The following is a 26,992-nucleotide window of genomic DNA, read 5'->3' on the forward strand; positions in this document are numbered from 1 at the left end:
GGGCACGCCACCCGTGGCGGGCAGCGTGCCGGGGATCAGCCAGCGCCCACAACCGCCTCACCAATCAAACCGCACGCCGATATTCCCCTCGATGCTCTTGCGCTCCTTCTGCGCGCTGCTTTCCAGATCGCGCGTGTAATCGGCCACCGCAAACGCGCTGACATTGGCATTGAAGCGCGCGACCACACCGACGCCGACTTCCAGTGCGCGCGAGCCCTGCTGGTTGGTGAGCCGGTTGTCGCCGAAGTCGATGCGATCTTCGCCGTCCAGGGTCTGCCAGTAGTTGAGCTTGACGTACGGCTGCCACCCATTGCCGGCGAGATCGTAATCGGCGGCGAGGCGAAGGCCGACGCGCCCGGTCCAGGCATTGTCGGCCTTGAAGCGGACCGCCGACACCCGGTCACCGGCATCGTCGATCGAGGTGCGCTGCCAGATCACCTGCGCCTGCGGCTCCAGCCACCATGCGGACTGCCCGAGCTGCAGCAGCGGCTTGCCTACTTCCAGCGACGCGGTGGTGCCATCGCCACGCACGTCGATGCCCAGCCCGCGCGCCGACGTGGCCTCACCGTCGTAGCGGCTCTGAAGGACCACGGCATCCAGATACCCGCCTTCGCTGCCGACGCGGGTCCAGTACAGGCCCACGTGCTTGTCATCCAGGCGGGTACGGCCGACGGCCACGTTGTCCCAGCCGATCGCAAAGCCGTTGACGTTGCCCTGCGCGCGGGTGCGGCCGACGAATACACCGACCTGATCGCGGTGGTTGCCATCGCCGTTGGCGTACAGGTCCAGGCCGGCCTGGATGCCCTGGAGATCACCGTCGAAACTGGGCTTGGCATCGCCCTCCCAGTGCTGCTCATGACTCTGCCCGATCATGCGTGCCCAGGCCGAGCGGAAGCCGCCCTGCCCGGCCAGCACGCGCTGCTCGCCCTGGCGCTCGTGGAAGGTGCCCAGGCTGGCCAGACTCGTCTCGCGCAGCAGGGGGGGCACCACGGAGTAGACGGGGGTTTCCACCCGGTACAACGGAATGATGTCGCCCTCTGCCGGGCGCGCATCGGGCGTCGGCGGTGTGGCCAGCGGACCGGGCACCGGCGGCACTTCGGTGGGGACCGGCGGCGGTGCCTCCGGCTGCGCGGGCGGCACGGGCGCCGGGGCCGGCGGGGGCGGGGGTGGTGCCGGCTCCGGCGCGATCGGGTCCGGATCGTCCGGCGGGTTCACGTCCGGGGGCGGCGGCGGTGCCGGCGGCAACACCGGGGGCGGGGTGCCGATGGCTTCCGGCGGCGGCGGCGGCGGCGGCACGTCGATGGTCGGCGGTGGCGCCGGTGCCGGGATCGCCGAGGCGGTAACCGTGGAACGCAGGTACCAGTTTTCAGCGCTGCCGCCGCTCACTCCGCCCTTGAACAGGTAATACTCGTAAGCGCCTGCGGCGACCGGGCTGTACAGCGCGAACGCATTGGCGGCGGTGCTGGCGCCATTGGTCGCCTGCACCACCATGATGCCGTCGGCGATCGTGGCCGCGCCGGTGCCGCCGACGTTGAGCACGCCGATACCGGTGGTGCCGCTGGCGGTGCCGTTGGAGATCACCAGCTTGTCCGACAGCGAGCTGTCATCGCCCAGCACGGACTGCAGGTACAGCGCGCCGCCGTTGCCCACATAGTTGCCGACGATGGTGAAGGCGTCGCCGACGCGGCTGCCACCATTGCTCAGGTCGATGCGTCCAGCGTTGGTCACCGTGGCCAGCTGGCCGGCGGTGAACGGCACGATGCGCGCGTCCAGGCCACCGGCGAAGAGCGTGCTGGTGGCATCGATGTCCAGCGCACCGGTGCCGGTGCCGCCGTCACCCAGAGTCAGGTTGCCGTCGAAGGTGAGCTGGGAATCATTGGCCAGGCCGATCTGCTCCCAGTTGGCGAAGCGCGCGACACCGTCGGTCTTGACGTTGTTCATGCTCAGCGCGTCGTTGCCGGGTCCGCCGTCGAACAGCGGCAACGCCCCCAGGTTGGAGGCGTTGAGGTTGGCCAAGCTGGCAACGTCATTGCCCTCGCCCATGTCCACCGCGCCGTGCACCACGCCACCGCCAGACCAGTCCAGCCGATCGCTGCCGGTACTGGCGCGGATCTCGCCACGTACGGTGCCGCCGGTGATGGTGATCGAATCATCGCCACCGCTGACGCTGATGTTGCCGCCGATGTAGCCCTCGGACAGGATGATGGTGTCGTTGCCGAAGCCGGTGACCAGGTTGCCGTCGATGGTGCCGCCGGACATGTCGAAGGTGTTGTTCTCCAGCTTCATGTTGACCCGGCCGATGCGCCCGCCGGTCATCTCGGCGTAATCGCCATCATCGAAGCCGCCGATGATCTGGCCACCGGTCATGCGGAAGCGGTCGGTCCCATCGCCCTGCAGCAGCGCACCGATGGTACCGCCGGTCATGACGAACACATCCCGGCCCCCACCCTGCTGCACGGTGCCGGTGATGGTGCCGCCGCTGATCTCCAGCTGGTCGACATCGTCGCCCTGGTCGACCGACGCCAGCGTGCCGCCGCTCATCAACAGAGCATCGTTGCCGGCACCTTGGGTGACCGCGCCCACAATCTGCCCGCCCTGCATCTCCAGGCGATCATCGCCCAGCCCCTGCGCCAGCGTGCCCCCGATCCTGCCTCCGGGCCGCACGATCGTGGTGTCGTTGCCGGCGCCCTGATCGACGTTGCCGACGATCACACCCGCAACATCCAGCAGATCATTGCCGTCGCCCAGCAGCGCTGAGCCGTTCAGTCGGCCGTTGACGATCAGCGACTGGGCGCCACTGGTGCCGATCACATTCGCCGCGCCACCGCCGCGCTGCTGCAGCGTGCCATTGATCTGCAGCGTGGTGCCATTGGCCATGGTCAGGCTGGCGGTTTCCAGCGTGTTGCCCAGCACCAGGGTGCCGCCAGTGAGTGTGCTTGCCCCACCCAGGCTGTTGAGGCCGGTCAGGGTGAGCGTGCCGGCCCCGGTCTTGTCCAATGCGCCGGTGCCGTTGATGCTGCCCGCATAGGTGCCATCGTCGGGCTGCGTGAAGCGGACCAGACCATTGTTGGTCACGCCGGGCGGCAGGCTCTGCGCCCGCGCTTCCAGGATGCCGGCCGGATCGACAATCACCGGGCCGGTGTAATTGGCGTTGTTGCCGGTCAGCGCCAGGGTGCCCTGCGTCACCGTGGCCACGGTCACCCCGGTGATGGTGCCGGTCAGTGTCCACTTGCCCGCATCATTCTTGGTCAGCGACTCGAAACCGACGAAATTGCCCGGCAGCGTGGAATCACCCATGCCGCTCAGGAAGATCGCGTCGTTGCCCGCTCCTCCGCTGAAATTGCCGGTGATCGACGAACCGGTATACAGGCGCAGGATGTCATTGCCACCGGCCAGCGAGATGTTGCCGATCACCTGGCCACGGTTGGTGAAGTCAAGCGCGCCGTTGCCGGAGCCACCGATCACCGTGCCCGGTGCCTGGATGATGCCGGTCTCGGTGTTGATCACGGTGTTCAGCCCAGTGGTGTTCTGCGACCAGATCGCCACGGCGTTGTTGGCGCGGATGGTGCCGCTGTTGACGATGGTGTTGCCCGCGCCCTGGAAGTTGATCACTTCGGCACTGCCTTGGCTGCCCAGCGCCAGCACTTCGCCGCCGGCATCGACGGTCAGGGTGCCGCCGGTGCGGAATTCCAGTGTGTCGCCGCCCGCGCCGAACAGTCCCGGCGCGCTGACTGCAGTGGCGCTGACGGTCGCACCGGTGCCGACGTGGATGTTGGCGTTGTCGCGCAGCGAGATGGCGTTGGCGTCACCCACCACCAGCTTGGCACCGGCCTGGACATCCACCGTGCGTCCATCCTCGATGGCGATGTTGCCGTTACCGACGCGGGTCACATAGGGATTGGGTGCGGCCGTGGTGCAGGTGGTGGTGGTGCCGACGGTAACGCAGTCCGCCTGTGCGCCGAACGAGGCCAGGACGATGGCGCTGCCCAGCAGGCCGCGTGAACGGAGCAGCACGGCGATGCTGAGCGCGAGGGGGTGGAGAGTGGACCTGGGCATGCGGCTTCCTCTGGACATCACGGAGGGCGGCGGCGGCATGACAGGTCATCGAAGCCCCCTGCTCCTGACTGCACGCATCACCATGAAATTCACGACGGCAGCGGACGCTGCCTGGGACTGCATTTCCGGCGGGACAACATCGAGGAGGGGACAGACGGCGCGCGGCAAATGGGCCACGGCCAGGAACAGGCGGTTTCGTGAAGTACGCAGATGTGTGCCGGTACTTTTACTGGTCAACCGTGATGTGAACGTAAAATTCAGGCAGGGGATCGCCCGCATTCGCCGCGCGGTGAGCGAGTCTGCAGAGATCGCTCAGATCTTCAGATAGACACGCCGGCGATCCAGCACCCACACCACACCCCACCAGATCGTCACGAAGCCCACCGCGCACGCGAGTGAGGCCAGTTCTGGTGCCTCCGGCAGCGCGCTCTGCAGGGCATGGAACGCCCAGGCCCACGCACCGGTTGCAGCGAGCACCAGCGCCATCGCCGAGGAGCCAAGATAGGCGGCGATCGCATTCACGCCAAAGCGTCGCCCCAGCGCAGGCATGCCCCAGCGATCGATCAACAGATGGGCCAGCAGCAGCGCAGCCGCGGACAGACCTGCGGTCCACAGCACGAAGCTGGGGGTCCACAACTGCTTGTTCAGGGGCAACCACAGCGTGGCCAGGCCGCCGACCGCCAGGCAACCCGCCGCCAGCAGCGTCAACTGCGGTGCCCTGCCGGCACGCAGCCACGCGCCGGCGCGCAGGCCCAGCAGGGTGGTGGCGATCGCCCCGAGGCTGCTCAGCAGGCCTTCCGGGTCATGGCCCAGCCCGGTGAGCGCGGAATACTTGTAGAGGAACGGGGCAAACAGCGCCGTATCCAGGCGGCTGGCCGGGTTGACCCACGGCGCCATGGAGGTGGCCGACAGCAGGATCACCGCATAGGTGGCCAACAGCCCGACGATCAGCGCCCATTGCGTGCGCGCCCGCGTGTACACCGCCAGCACGCCGACCACCGCCACGCACAGGGCGATCCGCTGCAGCACGCCCCACAGGCGATACGCCGGCAGTTCGAACAGCCACCACGCCAGCAGGTGCAGCAGCGCGCCGGCGATCAGGATGCGCAGTGCGCGTTGCAGCACCCCGCGCACCAGCGCCGGACGCGTGGCCGGCTCGGCCGCGCGTGGCGCCAGACTGAACGCCATCGAGACACCGGCAATGAACAGGAACAACGGGAAAATCAGGTCGGTCGGGGTGAAACCATGCCAGTCCGCGTGCAGCAGCGGTGCGTAGACATGGCTCCAGTCGCCCGGGTTGTTGACCAGCAGCATCGCCGCGACGGTCAGGCCGCGCAGTGCGTCGATCGAGCCCATCCGCCCCGACGGTACGGCACTCATACGTCTTCGCGCTGCCCGGCGATCCAGGTGCTGCGCACCTGCAGCGCGTCATCGAGCAGCACCAGATCGGCGTGATGCCCTTCGGCGATGTGCCCGTAGCGGTCATCCAGATTCAGGAACTGCGCGGGATAGGTCGAGGCCATCCGCGCCGCCTCGGCCAGCGAAACGCCCAGCAGCTGCACGCTGTTGCGCACCGCCGTGGCCATGTCCAGCGCCGAGCCGGCCAGCGAGCCGGCAGCATTGCGCACCACCCCATCCACCGCAGTGATGACCTCGCCGTAAAGTTCGTAGCTGGGGTCCTGCGCACCGACCGGCGGCATCGCATCAGTGACCAGCATGACCTTGCCGCGCGGCTTGGTCGCCAGCGCCACACGCAGGCTGGCCGGATGCACATGCACGCCGTCGGCGATGATGCCGACCCAGCTGTCGCGATCTTCCAGCGCCGCACCGACCGCACCCGGTTCGCGCCCGGTCAGCGGCGACATCGCGTTGTACAGATGGGTGAAGCCGCGGATACCAGCCTCCAGGCCTGCACGCGCCTGCTCGTAACTGGCGGCGGTATGACCTGCCGCCACCACCACGCCGCGTTCCACCAGCGCGCGGATGCTCTCCAGCGGTACCCGCTCGGGCGCCAGCGTGAGCAGGGTGACACCGTTGTCCAGCGAGGCGGCCAAGGCGATCTCGGCGGCGTCCGGCACACGGAACTTGTTCGCATCATGCGTGCCCTTGCGCGCCGGGGCGATGTACGGGCCTTCCAGATGGATGCCGAGCACGCCGGGCACGCCCTCGCTGATCGCCTGGCGGGTCGCGGCGATGGCCGCGCGCATTACCTGCACGTCGTCGCTGATCAGGGTGGGCAGCAGACCGGTGGTGCCGAAGCGGCGGTGCGCCTGCGCCAGCGTGCGCAGCGTGGCGACATCCGGGCTGTTGTTGAACAGCACGCCGCCACCGCCATTGACCTGCGCATCGATGAAGCCGGGCAGCAGCCAACCACCACCCAGGTCCACCTGCTCATCGGCCTGGCCGAGCATGGGCGCGGCATCGGAGACCAGCGCGGTGATCCGGCCGCTCTCGATCACCACCGCCAGATCATCGCGGAAGTCGTCACCGGCCAGGATGCGGGCATTGCGCAGGACAGTTTTCATCAGACGGTTTCCGTCACCTTGTTCAGATGCGGCGGCAGGTCCGGGTTGTGACCACGGCGCAGCGCCAGCGCATTGATCGCGCGGTAGAAACTCTGGATGGTCAGCAGCGGGGCGCACGCCGGGTGCGGCGCGACCGGCAGCGGCAGGTCACCGCCGACATCGGCCAGCCACACCTGCGCATCGCGCGCGGCGAACTCGCTCAGCACCGCGCGGGTGCCAGCGCCGGTTTCATCCGGCTGGGCGAAGGCCAGCACCGGGAAGCCCGGGCCCACCAGCGCCATCGGGCCATGCTTGACCTCGGCCGAGCTGTACGCCTCGGCGTGCAGGCCACAGGTTTCCTTGAACTTCAGCGCCGCTTCCTGCGCGGCGGCCAGGCCAAGACCGCGGCCAAGCACGAACAGATTGTGGGCCGGCACCAGACCGTCGGTCAGCGACGACCAGTCGCTGTTCCAGGCCTGACGCAGCGCATCGGGCAGCGCGCGCAGCGAAGCGATCAGCCCCACATCCTGCGTCCAGTACGCCACCAGCTGCAGGATCGCCGACAGCGAGGCCAGATAGCTCTTGGTCGCCGCCACGCTGTGCTCGGCACCGGCGCCCAGCGGGATCACCGTCTCGGCCAGCTGCGCCAGCGGCGAATCCTCGACATTGACCAGCGCCACCACGCGTGCGCCGGCCGCACGCGCGGCCTCGGCGTTGCGCAGCAGGTCCGGGCTCTTGCCCGACTGCGAGATCACGATGTACAGCGCCCCACGCAGCTTCAGCGGCGCTTCGTACACCGAGCCTACCGACGGCGAGGCCGAGGCGGTGACCAGCCCGAGGCGCGTTTCCAGCAGGTACTTGGCATAGGTGGCGGCGTGGTCGGAACTGCCCCGTGCGCAGGTCACCACGAACGGCGGCGGCGCCGCGCGCAGGCTGGCGGCCAGCGTCTCCACGGCCACCTGGTTGCGCGCGAACTGCGCGGCGATCACATCGGCAGCCTCGGCGGCTTCGCGGTACATCAGGGTGTCGTGGGGGGCAGGCAGGGACATGGGGACTCAGGTCGTTTCAGGAGAAGGAAGCCGTGCACCCTGTGGGCGCATCGGCGCGGTGGAACCACGCACCACCAGCTGCGGCACGAAGCCCTGGTTCTGCAGCTGCAGCGGCGCGTCGTCGTAGGCATCGCTGCGCAGCTGCGCGATCAGCAGGCGCGCGGCATGCCGGGCGATGTCTTCGGTGGCCTGCTTGGCGGTGGTCAACGGTGGCCAGGACTGGCGCGAGAACGGACTGTCCTCGAAACCGGCGATGGACAGGTCGTAGGGAACGTTCATGCCGGTGGATTTGGCGGCCGCGAGCACGCCGGCGGCGATCTCATCGTTGGAACCGAAGATCGCGGTGGGCGGTTCGCGCAGCGCCAGCAGGCGGCGCGCGCCGCGGAAGCCATCATCGAAGGTGTAATCGCCCTGCACCACCAGGTGCTTGTCGATGGTCATGCCGTAGTCGCGCAGCGCCGCTTCATAGCCGGCATAGCGCTCACCGCTGGAGCGGTGCGAGGTGCCGCCCCAGAGGAAGCCGATCCGCTGGTGGCCCAGCTGGATCAGGTGCTCGGTGATCTCGTAGGCGGCCTCGCGGTCGTCGACGAACACACAGGCGCCGTCCTGCGGATCGGCGGTGGCGGCGATGATGCGCACCAGCTTGATGCCGCGTGCGGTGAGCGCGGCCACCAGATCCTTGCGCTCGGACATCGGCGCGGTCAGCACCAGCCCGGCCAGGCGCGAACGCTGCACCCAGTCGGCCAGTTCCTCGGCGAGCATCGGCGAGCTGGAGTCGCAGGGATGGATCTGCAAGCCGAACCCGGTCTCGCGGCACGCGGCAAGCACGCCGTTCTGCACGCCGATGATGTGGTACGGGTTGGGGTTGTCGTAGACCAGCCCGACCACCAGCGTGGTGCCGGTGCGCAGGTTGCGCGCGGCCGGATCGGGCTCGTAGTCCAGCTCGGCGATCGCACGCAGCACCCGTGCACGGGTGGCCTGCATCACCGAGGGCTCGTTGTTGATGACCCGCGAGACCGTCTTCAGCGATACCTTGGCCCGTTCGGCGACATCCTTGATGGTCGCTCTACGCATCGTCTTTTCCTGGCTGACCGGTTGAGCGTCCATGATCGCCGATCACTGCCCGTCGCGGGACAGCCCGACGCGGTGGCCGCGCATCGAATAGAACAGGATGTACAGGTAGCAGGGCACCATCAGGCCGGCGAACACCCACTGGAAGTCGAAGTGCTGCTTGAGCACGGCAAACAGCTGGGGAATGATCGCGCCACCGGCGATGGCCATCACCAGCAGGGCCGAGCCGGTCTCGGTGAAGCGGCCCAGGCCGCGGATCGCCAGCGGGAAGATCGCCGGCCACATCATCGCGTTGGCAAAGCCCAAGGCCGCCACGAAGCCGACCGAGACATAGCCGTGGGTCAGCAGCGCGCCGATGCAGAACACCACGCCCAGCACCGCCGAGATGCTCAGGTAGCGCGACTGTGAGACCAGGTGCGGGATCAGCGCCAGGCCGGCCAGGTAGCCGATCAGCATCGCGCCCAGGGTGATCGAGGTGAACATCTTGGTCTGGTCCAGCGGCAGGTCGAAGCCGTGGCCGTAAGTGCCGATCGCATCGCCGGCCATCACTTCCACGCCGACGTACACGAACAGGCACAGCACGCCCAGCCACAGGTGCGGGAACTGGAAGATGCTGGTGCGCTCGGCCACCCCTGGCGCGCGGGCCGGCGTGGCATTGGCTTCAGCGGTCTTCAGCTCGGGCAGCGGCGAGAACAGCACCGCAACCGCGAGCACCACCAGCAGCCCGGCCATGGCCATGTACGGCAGCTGGATCTTGGCGGCGAAGTCATTGAGCAGCACCGTCTTGGCGGCCGCATCGGCGACCTTCACCTGGGCATCCAGATCGCCGATACCGTGCAGCACCAGCGTGCCGATCAGCACCGGGGCGAGCATGCCGGCGATCTTGTTGCAGATGCCCATCAGTGCGATGCGCCGGGCCGCGGTCTCGATCGGGCCGAGGATGCTGATGTACGGGTTGACCGCCGTCTGCAGCAGGGCAAGGCCGCTGCCGATGATGAACAGGCCGCTGAGCGCGCCCGGGTACCAGCGCTGCTGGGCGAAGTGCGCGAACACCACCGCACCGGCCGCCATCACCAGCAGGCTCAGGCTCAGGCCCTTCTTCATCCCGGTGCGCTTGAGGATCCACGAGGCCGGCAGGGCCAGGAAGAAATACGACAGGTAGAAAACCATCAGCACCAGGAAGGCGCCCACCTCATCCAGCTCGAAGGCGAGTTTGACGAAGGTGATCAACGGGCCGTTGAGCCAGGTGAAGAAGCCGATCAGGAAGAACAGCACGCCGATGATCAGGATCGAGGTAAGCACGCTCGAACGCGCGGAGGCAGCAGGCACGGCAGACATCAAGGAGGCTCCTGCATCGACGGCGCCGGAGCGGCATCGGAAGAGTGGCTGGGAACAACGTTGTCACATTTATTCGTTGCAGCCGCCAGGTTTGTCAACAACTGGTTCACGCCAGCGCCGCGCATTTTGCGTTGCTGCACCTGCGCAATCTGGCGGCAGCGCTCGCCGCGGGCGGAGCGGAGCCCGTATTCACGGCAGTTTGCGAAAACATGACGGCAGTGTGATGAAAACGTTTTCCCGCGCAAACCCACGTTGCGGCGCAGCATCGAAAGTGTGAGGTTATCGTTGACATCGTTGTCAGAACGATTACAGACTCCGCCTCAATCGCCGGGGCAACCCTGGCCACGCCCAACCGATGGAGTCCGTGTGACCAACGCCGCCCACGCTGTTCCGGCCCATGCCCCGCCCGCCGCGACGCCGCCGTTCCTGGCCGCCGACGTGGGTGGCACGCATGTCCGGGTTGGCCGGGTCCAGGCCAGCGCCGATCCGGCCCATCCGGTGGAGCTGCTGGACTACCGCAAGTTCCGCAATGCGGATTACGCCGGCCTCAGCGCGATCCTGTCCGACTTTCTGGCCGATGGCCCGCGCCCGACGCATTGCGTGGTCGCCACCGCCGGCTATGCCCGCGACGACGGCACGGTGATCACCGCCAACCTGCCCTGGCCGTTGTCGGCACGGCAGATCGAGCGCGATGTCGGCCTGGACCAGGTGTACATCGTCAATGACTTCGAGGCCGTGGCCTATGCCGCCGCCCAGGTCGATGCCAGCGGCGTGCTGCAGCTGACCGGCCCGGCCACCGCCCCGCGCGGCCCGACCCTGGTGGTCGGCCCCGGCACCGGCCTCGGCGCGGCGGTGTGGATCCCGACCCCGCACGGCGCCGTCGTGCTGGCGACCGAAGCCGGCCAGCCGACCCTGGCCACCACCACCGAACTGGAGATGGCGATCGTGCGGCAGATGCTGCGCGACCGGTCGCATGTCTCGGTCGAGCAGGCGCTGTCCGGCCCCGGCCTGATGAATCTGTATCGCGCCCTGTGTGCGTTGAGCGGCCAATCGCCAGCGCTGACCACCCCCGATGCGATCACCGCCGCCGCCATGGCCGACCAGGACCCGCTCGCGCGGCAGAGCCTGGATGTGTTCTGCGGCCTGCTCGGCAGCACGATCGGCGACATGGCGCTGCAGTACGGCGTCACCGGTGGGGTCTACCTGGCCGGCGGCATCCTGCCGCAGATCCGCGATTTCCTGTTGAACAGCACCTTCGTCGAGCGGTACCTCAACAAGGGACCGATGCGCGAGGCGCTGGAACGCATTCCCGTGAAGGTGGTCGAGCACGGGCAGCTGGGCGTCATCGGCGCTGCCAGCTGGTACCTGGGCCATAGGGACCACCCGACCGCCTGACGGCGCGCCGGGAAAGGCATTACGTAGTACGCAGCACCCATGGCACGCCCCGGTTTAGGGCGCGCGGAAAAGTCGTACCAGACGCAAGAAGACACGCCGTCGCCGGCGAACCATCGGATTGATGAGGAGAGACATCATGAACCATCGCAAGAGTCTGCTTTCGGCAGCCATTTTCAGCTGTCTGGTGTTCGGCGCGCAGGCGCAGGAAACCTCCAGTACCCCCACCGACCTGGACACCGTCAGCGTCGTCGGCATCCGCGCCAGCCTCGAAAAGTCGCTGGATACCAAGCGCAACAACGTGACCATTTCCGAGGCGATCACCGCCGAGGACATCGGCAAGTTCCCCAGTACGAACGTTGCAGAAGCGCTGTCTCAGCTGCCCGGCATCTCGCTGGACCGCCGCTTCGGCCAGGGTGAGCGCGTCAGCATCGACGGCACCGACCCCAGCCTCAACCTGTCCTTCCTGGACGGCCACCCGGTCGCCCAGGCGATCTGGCTGTACGGCGAGCAGCCCAACCGCGGCTTCGATTACACCCTGCTGTCGCCGCTGATCCTGGGTCGCATGGAAGTCATCAAGTCCTCCGAAGCGCGCCTGACTGAAGGCAGCCTGGGCGGCACCATCCTGATGCACACCCGCCAGCCGCTGGACATGCGCGCCAACGAAGTGGCCGCTTCCGTGGGCTACAGCTACAGCGACCAGGCCAGCAAGGGCAAGCCGAACGCCTCGGCCATCTACAGCTGGAAGAATGACGAAGAAACCTTCGGCATCAACGTGGCCGCGCAGCACTATGAAGAGCGCGTGGACCGTCAGGGCATAGAAGTGTTTGGTTACGCCAAGGCGTCCACCTTCACCAACGCGTCGGGCGTGGACCCGAATGCGGACGTGCCCAATTCGGTCAACGCGGCGTGGTTCCAGCAGGACCGCAAGCGCGACAGCGCCGTGGTCAATCTGCAGTTCAAGCCGACCGACGAACTCGAGTTCAACCTGAGCGGCCTGTACATCAAGGAGAACTTCGACAACTACAACCAGTCGATGTACTCCTTCCTGACGTGGAATCCCGGCACCGTAGGTGCGGTGAACCAGCTCGGCGACGTGCGCAACGGGGTGGTCACCAGCGGTCACTCCAACGCCAGCGCGACGGCCAACAGCGGCACGGTGATCTACGACAACAACGTGCGCGAATCCGAAGTGACCACCAAGGGCCTGGACCTTCGCGGTGCCTGGAAGGGTGAAGGCTGGGGTATCAGCGGCCAGGCTGGCCAGAGCAAGTCCGAAAACAAGGATCTGGCCCAGTACTTCATCGAACCGTTCTACAACGGTGGCTTCAGCTGGAACCTGGACAAGGGCATCACCTTCGACAACCCCGATGCCGCCCGCAATCCGGCCAACTGGGGCTCGGCCGGCGGCTGGTTCGGCAACAACGGCATCTTCTCCACCGACAGCAAGGACACCTACGCACAGCTGGACTTCAATGTGCAGTTCGACAGCATCTTCAACCAGCTGCAGTTCGGCGTTCGCCACGGCAAGCACGAAGAGAGCTTCGATCTGAACGTGTATGGCGGCGTGCGTCCGGGCACCCTGGCCGACGTCGGCACCATCGGTCTGACCGACATCCAGGGCTTCGCCGATGGCCAGGGCCGTCATATCCAGGCCGGCCGCGACAACGTGCTGAACTGGGTCAAGGGCAGCCCGCTGGACTTCGCCAACCCGGATCCGGCCAGCTATCTCAACAACAGCTGGGCGCTGGAGCAGACCAACAATGCCGCCTATGCGCAGTTGAACTTCTCCAATGGCCCGGTACGCGGCAACGTCGGTGTGCGCTACGTGGATTCCAAGACGGCCGGCAGCGGCTTCGTCTACGGCGGTACCCCCACCCTGACCGATCTGGACAGCAAGTGGCAGACCCAGACCAAGAAGGAAGACTTCCTGCTGCCCTCGGTCAACCTGGTCTACGACACCGACAGCGACTGGGTGTTCCGCTTCGGCGCCAGCAAGGTCATCGCGTGGGCGCCGTACAACCAGATGGTGAACAACACCTTCCTCAACGACACCACCCTGACCGGCAGTGGCGGCAACGCGGCCCTGTCGCCGTATGAGTCCTGGAACTACAACCTGTCGGCCGAGTACTACTTCGCTCCGCAATCGGTGGTGGCCTGGTCGCTGTTCTACAAGAAGATCGACAACTACATCGATACCAGCGCCGTCACCGAGCGCCAGTACAACTCGATCCGCGATACCTCGCCGGCCACCTGGGCCAACATCGTGGGCACCAACGGCTGTGCGGCCGACGGCTATTGCGACTACAGCATCCAGCGTCCGCGCAATGCCGGCAGCGGTCACGTCAAGGGCTTCAACCTCAGCTACCAGCAGCCCTTCGGCGAAAGCGGCTTCGGCCTGACCGCCAACTACACCTACGCCAACGGCGAAAACAATTCCGGTGATGCGCTGCCCTACCAGTCGCGCAACTCGGTTGCGTTCAGCCCGTACTACGAAAAGGGTCCGATCAACGCCCGCCTGACCTACAACTGGCGTGACAGCTACCTGGCCGGCGGCTACGTCGCAGGCTCGGCACCGGCCAGCGTGGACGACTACGCCGAGCTGGGCGCCAGCTTCGGCTACACCTTCAACGAGAACTGGTCGGTCACCGTGGACGCCCAGAACCTGCTCGATGAAGAGTACTTCCAGTACCTTGGCGACAAGGATCACCTGGCCTCGCGTTACAAGAGTGGCCGCCGCTACATGGCCACCCTGCACTTCAAGTTCTGATCGCCTTGGCACTATGCTGAATGCCTGAAACGGGCCCGGATTTCCGGGCCCGTTTTCACAGGTGGAACCCGATTCGCTACAAAGGAATGACCCGATGCACACCCGCACCCGTCGTACCTCGCTGTCGCTGCTGTCCTTCGCACTGGCACTCTCCCTCGCACCGCTGGCCCAGGCCGCCGACGCACAGGCCCCGAACGGCCCGCAGGCCCTGCCCGGCTCGCTGATGCTGATTCCGGCGCCGGCCAGGGTCGACCGCCTCGACGGGGCCGGCTACACCGTGACCACCGCCACCCCTGTGCATGCACAGGGCCAGGCCGCCGCCCGCGTGGCTGCACAGTTCGCCACCCTGCTGCGCGACAGCGGTGGCCCGGCGGTAACGGTCAGCGAAGGACGCGGCAAGGACGGCATCCGCTTCGTGCTCGACGCCACGCTCAAGACCGGCGCCGAAGGCTACAAGCTGCGTTCGGACGCGCGCGGCGCGACCGTGCAGGGCGCCACCGAGGCCGGTCTGTTCTACGGTGCGGCAACGCTCTCGCAGCTGCTCACCGGCGGCAGCGATGGCACGCTTCCGGCGCTGCGCATCGATGATGCGCCCCGTTTCAGCTGGCGCGGCCTGATGCTCGATTCGGCCCGCCACTTCCAGAGCCTGGATGAGATCAAGCAGGTCCTGGATGCGATGGCCGAGCAGAAGCTCAACACCTTCCATTGGCACCTCACCGATGACCAGGGCTGGCGCATGGAGATCAAGCGCTACCCGAAACTGACCGGCGTCGGCAGCTGCCGCATTCCGGCCGGCGACGGTGGCCGCGATCCGGTCACCGGCGCCGAGCGTCCCTACTGCGGGTTCTACACCCAGGAACAGATCCGCGAGGTGATCGCGTATGCCGCCGCGCGCCATATCCAGGTGATCCCGGAGATCGACGTGCCCGGTCACGCTACCGCGGCGATCGCGGCCTATCCGGAGCTCGGCACGATCGACACCCCGCTCAAGCCGCTGAGCGAATGGGGCGTGTTCCCGAACCTGTTCAACACGGAAGACAGCACCCTCGAATTCCTTGAGAACGTGCTGGAAGAAGTCATCGCGTTGTTCCCGGCCAAGTACGTGCACGTCGGTGGCGACGAAGCGGTCAAGGACCAGTGGGAAGCCTCCGCGCGGGTGCAGGCGCGCATGCGCGAAGTGGGCGCCGGCGATGAGATGGAAATGCAGAGCCACATCATCAAGCGCCTGGAGACCTTCCTGGAACACCACGACCGGCGCCTGATCGGCTGGGATGAAATCCTCGAGGGCGGCCTGCCGCCGGAAGCCACGGTGATGTCCTGGCGCGGCACCGAAGGCGGCCTCAAGGCCGCCAGCGAGGGCCACGACGTGGTCATGTCGCCGGTGACCGACATGTACATGGACTACCTGCAGACCAACTCGGAGAACGAGCCGCCGGGCCGCCCGGCGACGATTCCGCTGGCACGCGTGTACGGCTTCGAGCCGGTGCCGGACGCGCTGGCCAAGGACAAGCAGCACCACATCCTCGGCCTGCAGGCCAACATGTTCACCGAGCACACGCGCAGCTACGCACGCCTGCAGCACAACCTGTTCCCGCGCTTGGCCGCGGTGGCCGAGACCGGCTGGTCGCCGCGCGAGCGCCGCGACTATGCGGATTTCCTGGCGCGTCTGCCGGCGCAGCTGAAGCGTTACCAGGCGATGGGCATCGCGTATGCGCAGACGCCATTCCAGGTGGAACTGGACAGCACGGACGACCGCGCCGCCGGCACCGCGACGCTGGCCCTGCGCACCCCGCTCGGTTACGACATCCACTACAGCGTGGACGGCAGCGCGGTCACCGCGCAGTCACCGCGCTACACCGCCCCGCTGCAGCAGCCGCTGCCGGTGGCACTGCAGGCGGCGACGTTCTTCAACGGCGAGGCGTTGGCCAAGGCGGCCAGCCGCTTCGACATCACCGCCGGGTCGCTGCTGTCGCGGACCGACGAACATCTCGCGCAGTGCCCGGGCGAAGGCCAGCTGCTGCTGCGCCTGGAGGACGACGGCCCGGCCGATGGCGAGCGCGCGATCTTCAACGTGGACATCTTCAACCCGTGCTGGTTGTGGAAGGACGCGGATGTGGATGGCATCGCCACGCTCCGCATCCGCGCCGGACAGATCCCGTACTACTTCCAGCTGGCCCACGACGAGCCGAACCGCCGCTTCGCGCCCAAGCGCAGCGCACACGGGGAAATGGACATCCTCGGCGGCCAGTGCGCTGGCAAGCCGCTGGCCAGCGTGGCACTGCCGGCCGCGCCGGGCGCCGATGGGTTCATCACGCTGGAGGCGGCGCTGCCGCGCTCGCTCAAGGGCACGCAGAATCTGTGCGTGCGCTTCACCGGCGATACCCGGCCGACCATGTGGGTGCTGGATGAGATGACGCTGTTGCCGCGGTAATCGGGGCGCCAAGGTGCCGGCCAGCGGCCGGCACTCCCTGTCATGGGTCGCCGGCGTCACACGCATCAACCGCGCAGGCGCACCAGCAGATCGCGCAACGGGGTGAACACGATCGCCGTGCCGGCGAGCACGCCGACGCTGTTGGCCAGCGCGTCCATCGGGTCGGCCATGCGGTTGACGGTCAAGGCGCCCTGGGCGAACTCGATGCCGATGCCCAGCGTGACCAGGCCGAGCGCGGCCCAGACCAGGGCCGCGCGACGCTGGTAGATCTGCACGGCGGATGCGGCCAGTAGAAAATACGCGAGGAAGTGCTCGACCTTGTCGCTGTTTTCCGGCAACGGGATCGGCGGCGGCGGGATCAGGCAGACCACGATCGTGCCCAGCACCGCCAGCCACCACAGCGCCAGCCAGAACCGTGGCCAGCGCAGCGGTTTAAGCACGGGTGTCGCCGCCACCTTACAGACGCCAGGTCAGATCGCCGAGTTCGAAGGCGGGTTCGAAATCGACATCGCGCTGGAAGCCCATCACCTGGAAGCGCTCGCCCATCTCGGTCGGCAGCGTCAGCTTTTTCACCTGATCGCGCAGGCGTACGCGGCCGATCTCGTCGGTGCGCGCGTCGGCTTTCTCCAGCAGCGTATCCAGCCCGTTCCCGAGCAGGAAACTGGCCTGCGTGCAGTAACCGGCCAGTTCGAATCCGGCCCCGGTGCCCGACTCGGCCAACGCGGTGAAATCCACCGAGGCGGTCAGGTCCTGCAGGCCCGGCCAGCGGTACAGATCGTTGTGCACGTGGTGGCGATAGAACGCGCGCACCGTGCCGTCGTCGCGGTCGTCCTGGTAATACTCGTTGCGCGGGTAGCCGTAATCGACGAACAGCATCGCGCCGCGCCTCAGGCCGCCGGCGATCGCCTGGATCCAGTACGGCAGCTGCGGCAGCAGTTCGGAACGGTACCCATCGGCGAAGGGCTTCTGACGGTAGTGCTCCACATGCCGCACCGCCGCGGTGAGCATCGCATCGGCCGGCTGCGCGCCGCGCACGAAGGCGCCCTGCGCATCCAGCTCGACGGTTTCCTCGTAGACCATGCCATCGCGCGCGAGGAAGCGCGGCGTCGGCAAGGCATCGATCACTTCATTGGCAAACACCATGCCGTCCCAGTCGTCATCGAACGGGCGGTCCAGCCATTCCACCAGGGCGAACACCGGCGGGATCAGCGCCATTTCCAGGCGCTCGCGCTGGCGCTCGCGCAGGTCCGCGCTGGGCTCCAGGATCGCGTAGCGTTCAGGCAGTGCATCCAGTTCCAACATGCGCTTGAGCAGCACTTCGGCGAACGCGCCGCTGCCGCCACCGACTTCCATGAAACGCGCTTCCGGGCCGAGCTGCTGCATTATCGGGGCGATCGCATTGGCCAGGGTCGCGGCGAACAGTGCGCCGATCTCCGGCGAGGTGGTGAAATCGCCGGCGGCACCGAACTTGCTCGCGCCGGCGCTGTAATAGCCCCAACCGGGGGTATACAGGCTCAGCTCCATGAAACGGGAGAACGGCATCGCGCCGCCGTTGGCGAGGATTTCAGCACGCAGCGCCGCAGCCAGCTCGTCGCTGTGGGCCAGGGCGTCGGATTCGGGGGTGGGCAGTGGGGAATGCATGGCGCGGGCGATTGCGGTGACAATGCACAGCATAGCCTGAGCAGGGAGTACCCCCGATGACCGATACCGCGCCCGTGGCGCTGATCACCGGCAGCGCGCGCCGGATCGGCGCGGCCATCGCCCGCCAGTTCCACGCCTGTGGCTGGTCGGTGGTGCTGCATGCCCACACCTCCACCACCGAGCTGCAGCAGATGGCCTTCGACATGGACATGCTGCGGCCGGGCAGCGTGCTGGCCCTGCAGGCGGATCTGCGCGATGCCGATGCCCTGCCCGACCTGATCGACCAGACCGTGGCCCAGTTCGGCCGGCTGGACACGCTGGTCAACAACGCCTCCAACTTCTACCCCACCCTGCTCGGCCAGATCACCGCCGCGCAGTGGGACGACCTGTTCGCGGTCAATGCGCGCGCTCCGCTGCTGCTGGCCCAGGCCGCCGCGCCGCACCTGCGCCGCCAGCAGGGCAGCATCGTCAACCTGACCGATCTGCACGGCACCCAGCCGATGCGCGACCACCCGGTGTACGCGGCCGCCAAGGCAGCCCTGGAAATGGTCACCCGCTCACTGGCGCTGGAGCTGGCGCCCAAGATACGGGTCAACGCGGTCGCCCCTGGGGCCATCCTGTGGCCGGAACAGGGCAAGGACGATTTCGCCCGGCAGGCGCTGCTGGCGCGCACGCCGCTGGCCCGCACCGGCACGGTGGAGGAGATCGCCGAGGCGGTGTACTGGCTGGCCACCGAGGCCGCGTTCGTCACCGGGCACACGCTGCGCGTGGATGGCGGGCGGACGTTGTCGTAAACGCCGATTGCCCCGCCCGGTAGTGCCGGCCGCTGGCCGGCTCCGCATGAACCGAGCGTGGGCGCAGTGCCGGCCAGCAGCCGGCACCCCCCGGTGCATCGATCAGCCGGGCAGCAGGTCCATCGTGTCGAACGGCTCGCCGAACTGCCGATGCGCGCGCCACAGCGCCTCCAGGGTCAGCCCGCTGACCGGATCGCGGAAGTCCGGGGCGATGTCGGCCAGCGGCTTGAGCACGAAGGCGTGCCTGAGCTCCGGGCGCGGGATGCGCAGGTGGCCGGGGCCTTCCACGATCAGGTCGCCGTAGAACACCACATCGATATCCAGGGTGCGATCGCTGAAGCGCGGGCCGCTGCGGTCGCGGCCGTGGGCATCTTCCAGCGCGTGCAGCCAGTCATCCAGCGTCTGCAACGGCAGCTCGGTCTCGATCGCCACGGCGTTGTTGAGGAAGTCCGGGCCGTCGAAGCCGACCGCGGCAGTGCGGTAGGCCGGCGATACCGCGATCGCGCCGAAACGCGCGCGCAGCGCCTCCACCGCGGCGTGAAGGTGCTGTTGCGGCTGCAGGTTGCTGCCCAGGCTCAGGAGCGCAGTGGTCATGGTATTCAGCGTACGTGGGGCGATTCCACACGGGGGCAACATGCCCAGCGCATAGAATCGGGGTGCACATCATAGGACACCGACATGACCTATTGCGTCGGCATCGAGGTGGACGAAGGCCTGGTCTTCGCCGCCGACACCCGCACCAACGCGTCGCTGGACGACGTGCGCGTGCACCGCAAGCTGCACGAGTTCGAGTTTGCCGGGGAAGCCGCCTTCGTCATCATGGCCGCGGGCAACCTGGCGACCACCCAGCTGCTGATCTCACGGCTGCGCCGTGATGTGGAGGAACAGCGCCCGGAAAACCTGCGCGCCTACCGGCATCTGTTCGAGGTGGCCGAGTACGTGGGCCGGGTGCTGCTCGACAGCCAGGTCAAATCCAGCACGCATGAGGCGGGCCAGGATGGCATCGTGACCCAGGCCACGCTGATCCTGGGGGGCCAGATCGGCGGCGAGCATCCGGGGCTGTACATGATCTATCCGCTCGGCAATGCGATCGCGGCCTCGCCGGAAACCCCGTTCCTGCAGATCGGCGAGTCCAAGTACGGCAAGCCGATCCTCGACCGCATCCTGCGCCCGCAGACGCGGCTGGAAGACGCTGCGCGCACCGCCATCGTCTCGCTGGATTCCACCATCCGCTCCAACCTGTCGGTCGGGCTGCCGGTGGATCTGGTGCTGATCCGCAAGGATGACCTGCGCATCACCCAGCGCATGCGCCTGGCCGGCGACAGCCCGCTGTACGCGGAAATCCACGGCAACTGGTCCTTCAAGCTCGAACAGGCCGTGGCCAGCCTCCCCCGGTTCCCCTGGGAGGCCTGATCAGGCGGTTTCCAGCGCCTCGGCGACCGAACGGAACACCTGCTGCATTTCCAGCGGCTTGCGCAGCACGTGCACATTGATGCCCGGCGGGAACACTGCCAGCGGCACGGTCACCTCGGCTTCTTCCAGCACCAGCGCCGGCCCGCGATAGCCCAACGTAGCCATCTCGCCCAGCAGGTGGCTGGCCGAGAGCAGCTTGGAACCGGCATCGGCGATCACCAGTGCCGGCATGCTCTCCTGCTGCATCCAGCGCAGCGCGGCCGCACCATCGGAGGCCAGCTGCAGGTGATAGCCCTGGCTGGACAACGCGTTGCCCAGCAGCGACAGCCGCGTCGCCTCACCGTCCACGACCAGGATGGACTGGCCGGTACCGGCGGCGATCGGCCCATCGACCGTAGCGGCGGTGTCGGCGATCTCGCGCATCGGCAGCAACAGATCGAAGCGGGTGCCGACACCCGGCTGGCTGTCGACGTGGATGCTGCCGTGTGCGCCTTCAATGATGCGCTTGCACGAAATCAGGCCCAGGCCGGTGCCGGTGGCCTTGGTGGTGAAGAAGGGATTGAACAGATGCGACAGGGTATCGGCATCCATGCCGATGCCTTCATCGGTCACCGAGATCCGCAACCAGTCCTCGCCATGCGTATCGGCGGCGGATGCCGCGCGCAGGGTCAACCGGCCGCCGTCCGGCATGGCTTGGATGGCATTCAACGCAAGGTTGAGCAGGACCTGCTGCAGCTCGGTGTAGTTGGCATCCACCGCCAGGCCGTCGGCCACCTCCAGGTGCAGGGTGACCTTGGCGGGCAGGTTGCTGCGCAGCAGCAGCTCGACCCCTTCGAACAGGTGGACCAGGCAGATGCGTTCGCTGCTGTTGCGCGAACCGCGCACGAAGGACAGCATCGATTCGGCCATCTCATGCCCGCGCCGGCCACACTCGGCGATGATGTCGGCCAGATGGTGCAGCTGCGGATCGTCGGTGCGTGCCTTCATCAGGTCCGGCATGATCAGCAGCGGCTGCAGGATGTTGCGCAGGTCGTGGCTCAGGCCGGCTGCCAGCAGCGACAGGCTTTCCAGACGCTGCGCGCGCATCAGCTCGGCTTCCACCCGCTGACGGTCGATCGCGCTGCGCGCTTCGCGCACGGCACGCGCCACCGCCGAGGGCAGGCGCGCCGGCTGGTGCTTGATGATGTAATCGTTGGCCCCCTGGTGCAGGGCGGCCACCGCGTTTTCCTCACCCATCGTGCCGGACACGAAGATGAAGGGCACCTCGGGCAACGCGGCGCGCACGATCTGCAGCGCTTCATTGCCGGAAAAGCCGGGCATGCTCAGGTCGGACAGCACGATGTCCGGCGCGGCGCGCTCGAGCGCCTCACGCAGTTCCTGCGCGCTCTCGACCCGCTCGAAGCTGGCCTCCAGGCCAGCGTCGAGCATCTGCTCGCACATCAGTTCGGCGTCTTCCGGCGAATCCTCGATCAGCAGGATCCGCAGGGCACCCAACGCAGGGCCGGTCAGCGGCATGGTCTTACTCGACCTCCGGTGCCTGGTTGATCAAACCCCAGAACTTGCCCAGGGTCTGCACCGCGCGGAAGAACTGGTCCACGTCCACCGGCTTGACCACGTAGGCGTTCACGCCCATGTCCCAGCTGCGCGCCAGATCGCTTTCCTCGCGCGAGGATGACAGGATCACCACCGGCAGCCGCTTGAGCTCCTCGGTGTTGCGGATTTCCTTGAGCACTTCCAGGCCATCCATGCGCGGCATCTTGATATCCAGCAGCAGCACGGCCGGCAGGCCTTCGTCGCGGTTGGCGAAGGCACCACGGCGCAACAGGTAATCCATCGCTTCCACGCCGTCTTCGACGTGCACGATCGGGTTGGCCAGGCGGGCCTCCTTCAATGCGTCGATGGCCATCTCGGCGTCGGCGGGGCTGTCCTCGGCAAGGAGGATGGTACGGAGAGCGGTCATGCGGCGGAGCCCTTGTTGATTGCGTCGAGCGCGGGTGGAAGAACGAAATGGAACGTGGCGCCCTGATCGACCACCGACTCGGCCCAGATGCGGCCCCCGTGGCGGGTCAGCACCCGGCGGACACTGGCCAGGCCGATGCCCGTGCCGGGGTAGTCACTGGCCTTGTGCAGCCGTTGGAACACCCCGAACAGCTTGCCGGCGTAAGCCATGTCGAAGCCGGCGCCGTTGTCGCGCACGGTGAACAGATGGCTGCCGTCCGGCTGCAGTTTGTAGTCGACCTCGATCCGGGCCGGCTCGCGGTTGGAAGAATACTTGATCGCGTTGCCGAGCAGATTCAGCCAGACCTGCCGCATCATGTTTTCATCGGAAACAATGATCGGCAGCGGCGCGATCTTCCAGTCGATATGGTGCGGCACCCCGCTGCTCTCCGACTCGCTCTGCTGGTTGGCATCGAGCATGGCGCGGGTGTCGGCCACCAGCGACTGCATGTCCACGGCCTGCAGCCGCATCGCCGCCCGGCCCAGGCGCGAATAGACCAGCAGGTCGTCGATCAACGCGGCCATGCGCTTGGCCGAATTGGAAATCACGCCCAGGTAATGCAGGGACTTTTCGTCCGCGCCCTCGCCCAGGTGACGGGTCAACTTGTCCGAGAAGCCGGCCACGTGACGCAGCGGCGCGCGCAGATCGTGCGAGACGGAGTAGCTGAATGCTTCCAGTTCGCGGTTGACCTCGGAGACCTGCTCGACCTTCCCTTCCAGCTGGCGGTTGAGCTCTTCCACCCGCAGCTGCACGGCGCGCTGGACGGTGACATCGCTGACCGTCATCAGCACCACTTCGTCATCCTTGTCCGGCAACGGCATGCGCCGCGCGTTGATCAGCATGATGCGGACCACGTCATCGGCGGTGCGCTGTTCGTGCTCGTAGTCCCACAGCTCGCGGCCGCGCAGCAGCACATCGGTCAGGCGCTGGCGGACCACCGCATCGGCCCAGGCACCGTCGCCGATGCTGTCCAGCGGCAGTCCTTCGGGCGAGGCCTCCTCGTCCAGCCCATACAGTTCGGCGAACGCGGGGTTGTGCATCTGTACCCGCAGGCTGCGGTCGAGCAGCACGATCGGCTCGCGCACGGTATGCAGCACCGAGGCCGCGCGCTCGGCCGCGCGCAGCGAGGCACGTTCGGCAGAGAGGCGGTGGCGGATCTGCCGCTGCAACAGCCACAGCACCAGGCCGAGCAACAGCAACTGCACCACCAGCGCCGACCAGGACACGAACTCACCCTGGCGCTGCTGTGCGGCAAACAGCGAGGAGCGCTGCTTGAGCAGCTGCTCCTCGGTGGCCTGCAGTTCTTCCACCAGGCTGCGGATCGGGTAGCGCGTGGTCAGGTCGGCCACCAGCTGGCGCTGATCGGCATCGGGCGAGGAACGGGCCAACTGTTTGGCCAGTTCCATCCGGCGCTCGAGCATGGACTGGATGCGACCGATCCGGACCAGCTGATCGGGATTGTCGCGGGTCAGCTCCGCCAACCGCGCCAGCCGCCCGGGAATGTCGTCGGCCTGGGCCAGCCGCTCACGCAGGCCGGGGGCATCGATGCCCTTGGACATCGTCAACGCCGCGGATTCGACATCGCGGACATCGGCCTGGAGCTGGTAGACCGCCACCCCGACATCCTGGGTATGGGTGACCCAGTTCATCGCATCGATGTTGTCATTGGCCAGCTTGCGCAGGGTGAGCCACGGCACCACGATGATGGCTACCGCCGCCAGGGCCAAGGCCGGCAGACGCCAGCGGTCCCAGATTTGATCACTGAACACCAGCGCCATAGTCCCTCGTCAGCTCGATGCCATCGACGACCCGGCCCAGGCGGCAGCGCCGGCCCGCGCAGCCCCATCGGCAATGGCGAAGCGTTGAATATACTCCACCCCTTTGTGAATACGGGGCAGGCGGCCTGCCAAAAAAAAGCGCGCCCGAAGGCGCGCCCTGTTCAGCGATGTAGCGGTGGGGCTCAGCGTGCGGCGGTCGCAGCCACCTTCAGGTTGGCAGCATCGACGCGCTTGACGCCCTTGATCTGCTGGGTCACGCGTACGGCCTTGTCATGCTCGGCCTGGCTGGCCACGGTACCGGTCAGGGTGACGACGCCATTGACGGTCTCCACCTTCACTTCGGTACCCGGGACGTTCTTGCTGGTCAGCAGGTCGGTCTTGACCTTGGTGGTGATCCAGCTGTCGGTGACCGGCTCGGCCGAATCGTGCTTGTCGGCATGGGTCATCGCGGCATGATCGGTGGTCTTCGGCGGATCCTTGGCCATGGCAGTCGAGGTGCCCAGCACCATGCCCAGGGCCAGCGAAGCAGCAAGCAGATTACGGGTCGTGTTGGTCATGTTCGAATTCCTTTGCGGATGTGCAGCCAGTGTCCGTGCACGGCCGTGGACGGGACGTGGGCGCCGCATAACGTTGCCGTGAACCACTCAGGTTGGCGCCCGATCGTTCAGATTTCCGCCGCGCGCGCGCAGCCGTTACGCTGTCCTGCCCCGTTATGTTGGAGCGCACCATGGCCGCCACACTTCAGGTCGCCTTGATCGGCTACGGGCTGGCGGGCAGCGTGTTCCATGCGCCGTTGATCCTGCATACGCCAGGGCTTGCACTGCACAGCATCGTCAGCTCGCAGCGGGATCGCCTGCTGCGCAGCTTCACCGATGTGCGCATCTGCAATGACCCGCAGGCGGTGTTCGATGACCCGGCGGTGGATGCGGTGGTGATCGCCACGCCCAACGATGCGCATGCCCCGCTGGCGCGCGCCGCACTGGCGGCCGGCAAACATGTGCTGGTGGACAAACCGTTCGCACTGTCCGTGGCGGAGGCCGAATCGGTGGTGCAGGCCGCGCACGACGCCGACCGGGTGGTGACGGTGTTCCAGAACCGCCGCCACGATGCCGACTTCCTCACGCTCAAGCAGGTGATCGACAACGGCAGTATCGGCCGCGTCGCCGAATGCCATTCCCACTTCGACCGCTTCCGCCCACAGGTGCGCGAACGCTGGCGCGAAAGCGATGCGCCCGGCAGCGGGCTGTGGATGGATCTGGGGCCGCACCTGCTGGACCAGATGCTGCAGCTGTTCGGCGGGCCCGGCGCGATCAGTGTGGACCTGATGGCGCAGCGCGAGCACGCGCTGGGCAACGACTACTTCCATGCGGTACTGCATTACCCCCGGCATCGCGCGATCCTGCATGCCGGCTCGCTGGTGGCCGCCTCCGGCCCGCGCTTCATCGTGCATGGCGATGCCGGCAGCTATCTGAAGGACGGGCTGGACGTGCAGGAAGATCAGCTGCGGCGCGGCATTGCCCCGGGCGCCCCGGGCTGGGGACTGGATCCGCAGCACGGTCACCTGGTGCGGATCGATGCCGACGGGCACACCCGGCGCAGCACCGTGGACAACGTGCCCGGCGATTACCGGGCGTTCTATGCGGCCTTCCGCGATGCGATGCTGGGCGTGGGCGAAGCGCCGGTCAGCACTGCGCAGGCGCTGCAGCTGATGCGCCTGCTGGAGGCGGGCGCAGAGAGTGCACGCAGCGGGCGGCGGGTGACCCTTTGAGTCGGCCACGCCCGCCCACGCAGATCCCCGCCATGCGTGGATGCGGGCCGGACGATGGGGTTCGGCCGGCCCGCATCGATGGGTCTTACGTGGTCTTGATCGCGTGACCGCCGAACTCGTTGCGCATTGCCGCCAGCAGGCGGTCGCTGAAGGAGTTCTTCTCGCGCGAGCGCAGGCGTTCGAGCAGTGACAGCGTGATCACCGGGGCCGGCACATCCAGATCGATCGCCTCGGCGACGGTCCAACGGCCTTCGCCGGAGTCTTCGACATACGGTGCGATGCCGTCCAGCTGCGGGTTGCGGCCCAGTGCGTCGGCACTGAGATCGAGCAGCCACGAACGCACCACGCTGCCGTGCTGCCAGGCCTTGGCCACCTGCGCCAGATCAAGGTTGAACTCGGTCTTGTGCTGCATCAACGCGAAGCCTTCCGCATAGGCCTGCATCATCCCGTACTCGATGCCGTTGTGGACCATCTTGCAGAAGTGCCCTGCCCCGCTCGGCCCCACATGCGCCCAGCCACGGTCCTCGCCCGGCGCCAGCGTGCGGAAGATCGCCCCGATCCGTTCGACCGCCGCCGTGTCACCGCCGATCATCAGGCTGTAGCCCTCCTGCAGGCCCCACACGCCGCCGCTGGTGCCGCAGTCGATATAGGTCACCTCCTCGCCCTGCAACTGTTCGCTGCGGCGCATGGAATCCTTGTAGTACGAGTTGCCGCCGTCGATCACCACATCGCCTTCGGACAGATGCGGCGAGAGTGACGCCAGGGTCTGGTCGACCACGCCGGCCGGCACCATCAGCCATACCGCGCGCGGGACCGGCAGCGCGGCGAGCGTCTCGGCGATCGAGGCACTGACCTGGAACCCACGCGCGGCCGCCGCGCTGCGGGCGGCCTCACCCGGATCGACGCCGATCACGTGGTGGCCGCCCCGGTGCAGCCGCTCGGCCATGTTCGCGCCCATGCGGCCCAGCCCGATCATTGCAATATCCAT

22 protein-coding genes are annotated in these 26,992 nt (G+C 67.3%); 7 read left to right on the forward strand and 15 right to left on the reverse strand.

The window, feature by feature from the left end:
• Positions 1-57 precede the first annotated feature (57 nt).
• Complete coding sequence (locus AC06E9_RS04190; protein ID WP_478055517.1) at positions 58-4,056, reverse strand: autotransporter family protein; 3,999 nt, start codon at positions 4,054-4,056, stop codon at positions 58-60.
• Here AC06E9_RS04190 and AC06E9_RS04195 point away from each other — a divergent pair.
• A complete protein-coding gene (locus tag AC06E9_RS04195; RefSeq protein WP_147433870.1) occupies positions 4,055-4,384 on the forward strand; it encodes a hypothetical protein in 330 nt (109 codons plus the stop codon). The two genes, AC06E9_RS04190 and AC06E9_RS04195, sit on opposite strands and share 2 nt — an antisense overlap.
• Here AC06E9_RS04195 and AC06E9_RS04200 read toward each other — a convergent pair.
• From AC06E9_RS04200 to AC06E9_RS04225, 6 genes are read right to left on the reverse strand one after another with little or no spacing between them, the layout of a single operon-like run.
• Entirely contained in the window at positions 4,369-5,436 is a 1,068-nt protein-coding gene (locus AC06E9_RS04200; RefSeq protein ID WP_461770285.1) for an acyltransferase family protein, read from the reverse strand. The two genes, AC06E9_RS04195 and AC06E9_RS04200, sit on opposite strands and share 16 nt — an antisense overlap.
• Positions 5,433-6,581, reverse strand: a complete 1,149-nt coding sequence (gene nagA, locus AC06E9_RS04205; protein WP_461770286.1) for an N-acetylglucosamine-6-phosphate deacetylase — start codon at positions 6,579-6,581, stop codon at positions 5,433-5,435. The genes AC06E9_RS04200 and nagA overlap by 4 nt, the downstream gene beginning before the upstream one ends.
• Positions 6,581-7,609 (reverse strand): SIS domain-containing protein, encoded by a 1,029-nt coding sequence (locus AC06E9_RS04210; protein ID WP_152152261.1) that lies wholly within the window; start codon positions 7,607-7,609, stop codon positions 6,581-6,583. Before AC06E9_RS04210 ends, nagA begins: the two co-directional genes overlap by 1 nt.
• A gap of 6 nt (positions 7,610-7,615) precedes the next feature.
• A complete protein-coding gene (locus AC06E9_RS04215; protein ID WP_088432334.1) occupies positions 7,616-8,683 on the reverse strand; it encodes a LacI family DNA-binding transcriptional regulator in 1,068 nt (355 codons plus the stop codon).
• Between the two features lie 42 nt (positions 8,684-8,725).
• On the reverse strand, positions 8,726-10,018 hold the full coding sequence (locus tag AC06E9_RS04220) for a sugar MFS transporter (protein ID WP_478055521.1): 1,293 nt from the start codon (positions 10,016-10,018) through the stop codon (positions 8,726-8,728).
• Positions 10,018-10,284, reverse strand: a complete 267-nt coding sequence (locus AC06E9_RS04225; protein ID WP_478055523.1) for a hypothetical protein — start codon at positions 10,282-10,284, stop codon at positions 10,018-10,020. Before AC06E9_RS04225 ends, AC06E9_RS04220 begins: the two co-directional genes overlap by 1 nt.
• A 100-nt stretch (positions 10,285-10,384) precedes the next feature.
• Between AC06E9_RS04225 and AC06E9_RS04230 the strand changes: the two genes are divergently transcribed.
• The 3 genes from AC06E9_RS04230 to AC06E9_RS04240 all read left to right on the forward strand — a co-directional run bounded on the left by AC06E9_RS04230 (position 10,385) and on the right by AC06E9_RS04240 (position 16,611).
• Positions 10,385-11,413 (forward strand): glucokinase family protein, encoded by a 1,029-nt coding sequence (locus AC06E9_RS04230; protein WP_121039840.1) that lies wholly within the window; start codon positions 10,385-10,387, stop codon positions 11,411-11,413.
• 136 nt (positions 11,414-11,549) lie between these two features.
• Positions 11,550-14,180 (forward strand): TonB-dependent receptor, encoded by a 2,631-nt coding sequence (locus AC06E9_RS04235; RefSeq protein WP_478050088.1) that lies wholly within the window; start codon positions 11,550-11,552, stop codon positions 14,178-14,180.
• 94 nt (positions 14,181-14,274) lie between these two features.
• Positions 14,275-16,611 (forward strand): family 20 glycosylhydrolase, encoded by a 2,337-nt coding sequence (locus tag AC06E9_RS04240; protein WP_478055526.1) that lies wholly within the window; start codon positions 14,275-14,277, stop codon positions 16,609-16,611.
• 65 nt (positions 16,612-16,676) lie between these two features.
• On the opposite strand, the gene AC06E9_RS04245 is transcribed toward AC06E9_RS04240, so the two are convergent.
• Both AC06E9_RS04245 and AC06E9_RS04250 read right to left on the reverse strand, forming a co-directional pair.
• Positions 16,677-17,066: a VanZ family protein gene (locus AC06E9_RS04245; RefSeq protein WP_152152268.1), complete on the reverse strand. Its 390-nt coding sequence runs from the start codon at positions 17,064-17,066 to the stop codon at positions 16,677-16,679.
• Between the two features lies 1 nt (position 17,067).
• Positions 17,068-18,252, reverse strand: a complete 1,185-nt coding sequence (locus AC06E9_RS04250; protein WP_461770291.1) for a class I SAM-dependent methyltransferase — start codon at positions 18,250-18,252, stop codon at positions 17,068-17,070.
• Positions 18,253-18,308: 56 nt separating this feature from the next.
• Between AC06E9_RS04250 and AC06E9_RS04255 the strand changes: the two genes are divergently transcribed.
• Positions 18,309-19,046, forward strand: a complete 738-nt coding sequence (locus AC06E9_RS04255) for a pteridine reductase (RefSeq protein WP_121039852.1) — start codon at positions 18,309-18,311, stop codon at positions 19,044-19,046.
• A 102-nt stretch (positions 19,047-19,148) separates the two neighbouring features.
• Here AC06E9_RS04255 and folK read toward each other — a convergent pair whose 3' ends face one another.
• On the reverse strand, positions 19,149-19,640 hold the full coding sequence (gene folK, locus AC06E9_RS04260; protein ID WP_121039855.1) for a 2-amino-4-hydroxy-6-hydroxymethyldihydropteridine diphosphokinase: 492 nt from the start codon (positions 19,638-19,640) through the stop codon (positions 19,149-19,151).
• Positions 19,641-19,724: 84 nt separating this feature from the next.
• Here folK and AC06E9_RS04265 point away from each other — a divergent pair, with 84 nt between their 5' ends.
• A complete protein-coding gene (locus AC06E9_RS04265; protein WP_121039858.1) occupies positions 19,725-20,459 on the forward strand; it encodes a proteasome-type protease in 735 nt (244 codons plus the stop codon).
• Here AC06E9_RS04265 and AC06E9_RS04270 read toward each other — a convergent pair whose 3' ends face one another.
• The 4 genes from AC06E9_RS04270 to AC06E9_RS04285 all read right to left on the reverse strand — a co-directional run bounded on the left by AC06E9_RS04270 (position 20,460) and on the right by AC06E9_RS04285 (position 24,793).
• A complete protein-coding gene (locus AC06E9_RS04270; RefSeq protein ID WP_461770292.1) occupies positions 20,460-21,974 on the reverse strand; it encodes an ATP-binding response regulator in 1,515 nt (504 codons plus the stop codon).
• A gap of 4 nt (positions 21,975-21,978) precedes the next feature.
• Complete coding sequence (locus tag AC06E9_RS04275) at positions 21,979-22,419, reverse strand: response regulator (protein ID WP_478055527.1); 441 nt, start codon at positions 22,417-22,419, stop codon at positions 21,979-21,981.
• Positions 22,416-24,236, reverse strand: a complete 1,821-nt coding sequence (locus AC06E9_RS04280; protein WP_121039867.1) for a sensor histidine kinase — start codon at positions 24,234-24,236, stop codon at positions 22,416-22,418. Before AC06E9_RS04280 ends, AC06E9_RS04275 begins: the two co-directional genes overlap by 4 nt.
• Positions 24,237-24,418: 182 nt before the next feature.
• Positions 24,419-24,793, reverse strand: coding sequence for a BON domain-containing protein (locus AC06E9_RS04285; protein ID WP_121039870.1), 375 nt, complete (start codon positions 24,791-24,793; stop codon positions 24,419-24,421).
• 170 nt (positions 24,794-24,963) lie between these two features.
• Between AC06E9_RS04285 and AC06E9_RS04290 the strand changes: the two genes are divergently transcribed.
• Positions 24,964-26,004 carry an oxidoreductase gene (locus AC06E9_RS04290; protein WP_282260551.1) on the forward strand — a complete coding sequence of 347 codons (1,041 nt, stop codon included), beginning with the start codon at positions 24,964-24,966 and terminating at the stop codon, positions 26,002-26,004.
• 85 nt (positions 26,005-26,089) lie between these two features.
• Here the strand turns inward: AC06E9_RS04290 and gnd are convergent, their stop codons facing one another.
• Positions 26,090-26,992, reverse strand: coding sequence for a phosphogluconate dehydrogenase (NAD(+)-dependent, decarboxylating) (gene gnd / locus AC06E9_RS04295; protein ID WP_478055528.1), 903 nt, complete (start codon positions 26,990-26,992; stop codon positions 26,090-26,092).

This window comes from Stenotrophomonas sp. Steno-Z10-BAI, from assembly GCF_056393115.1.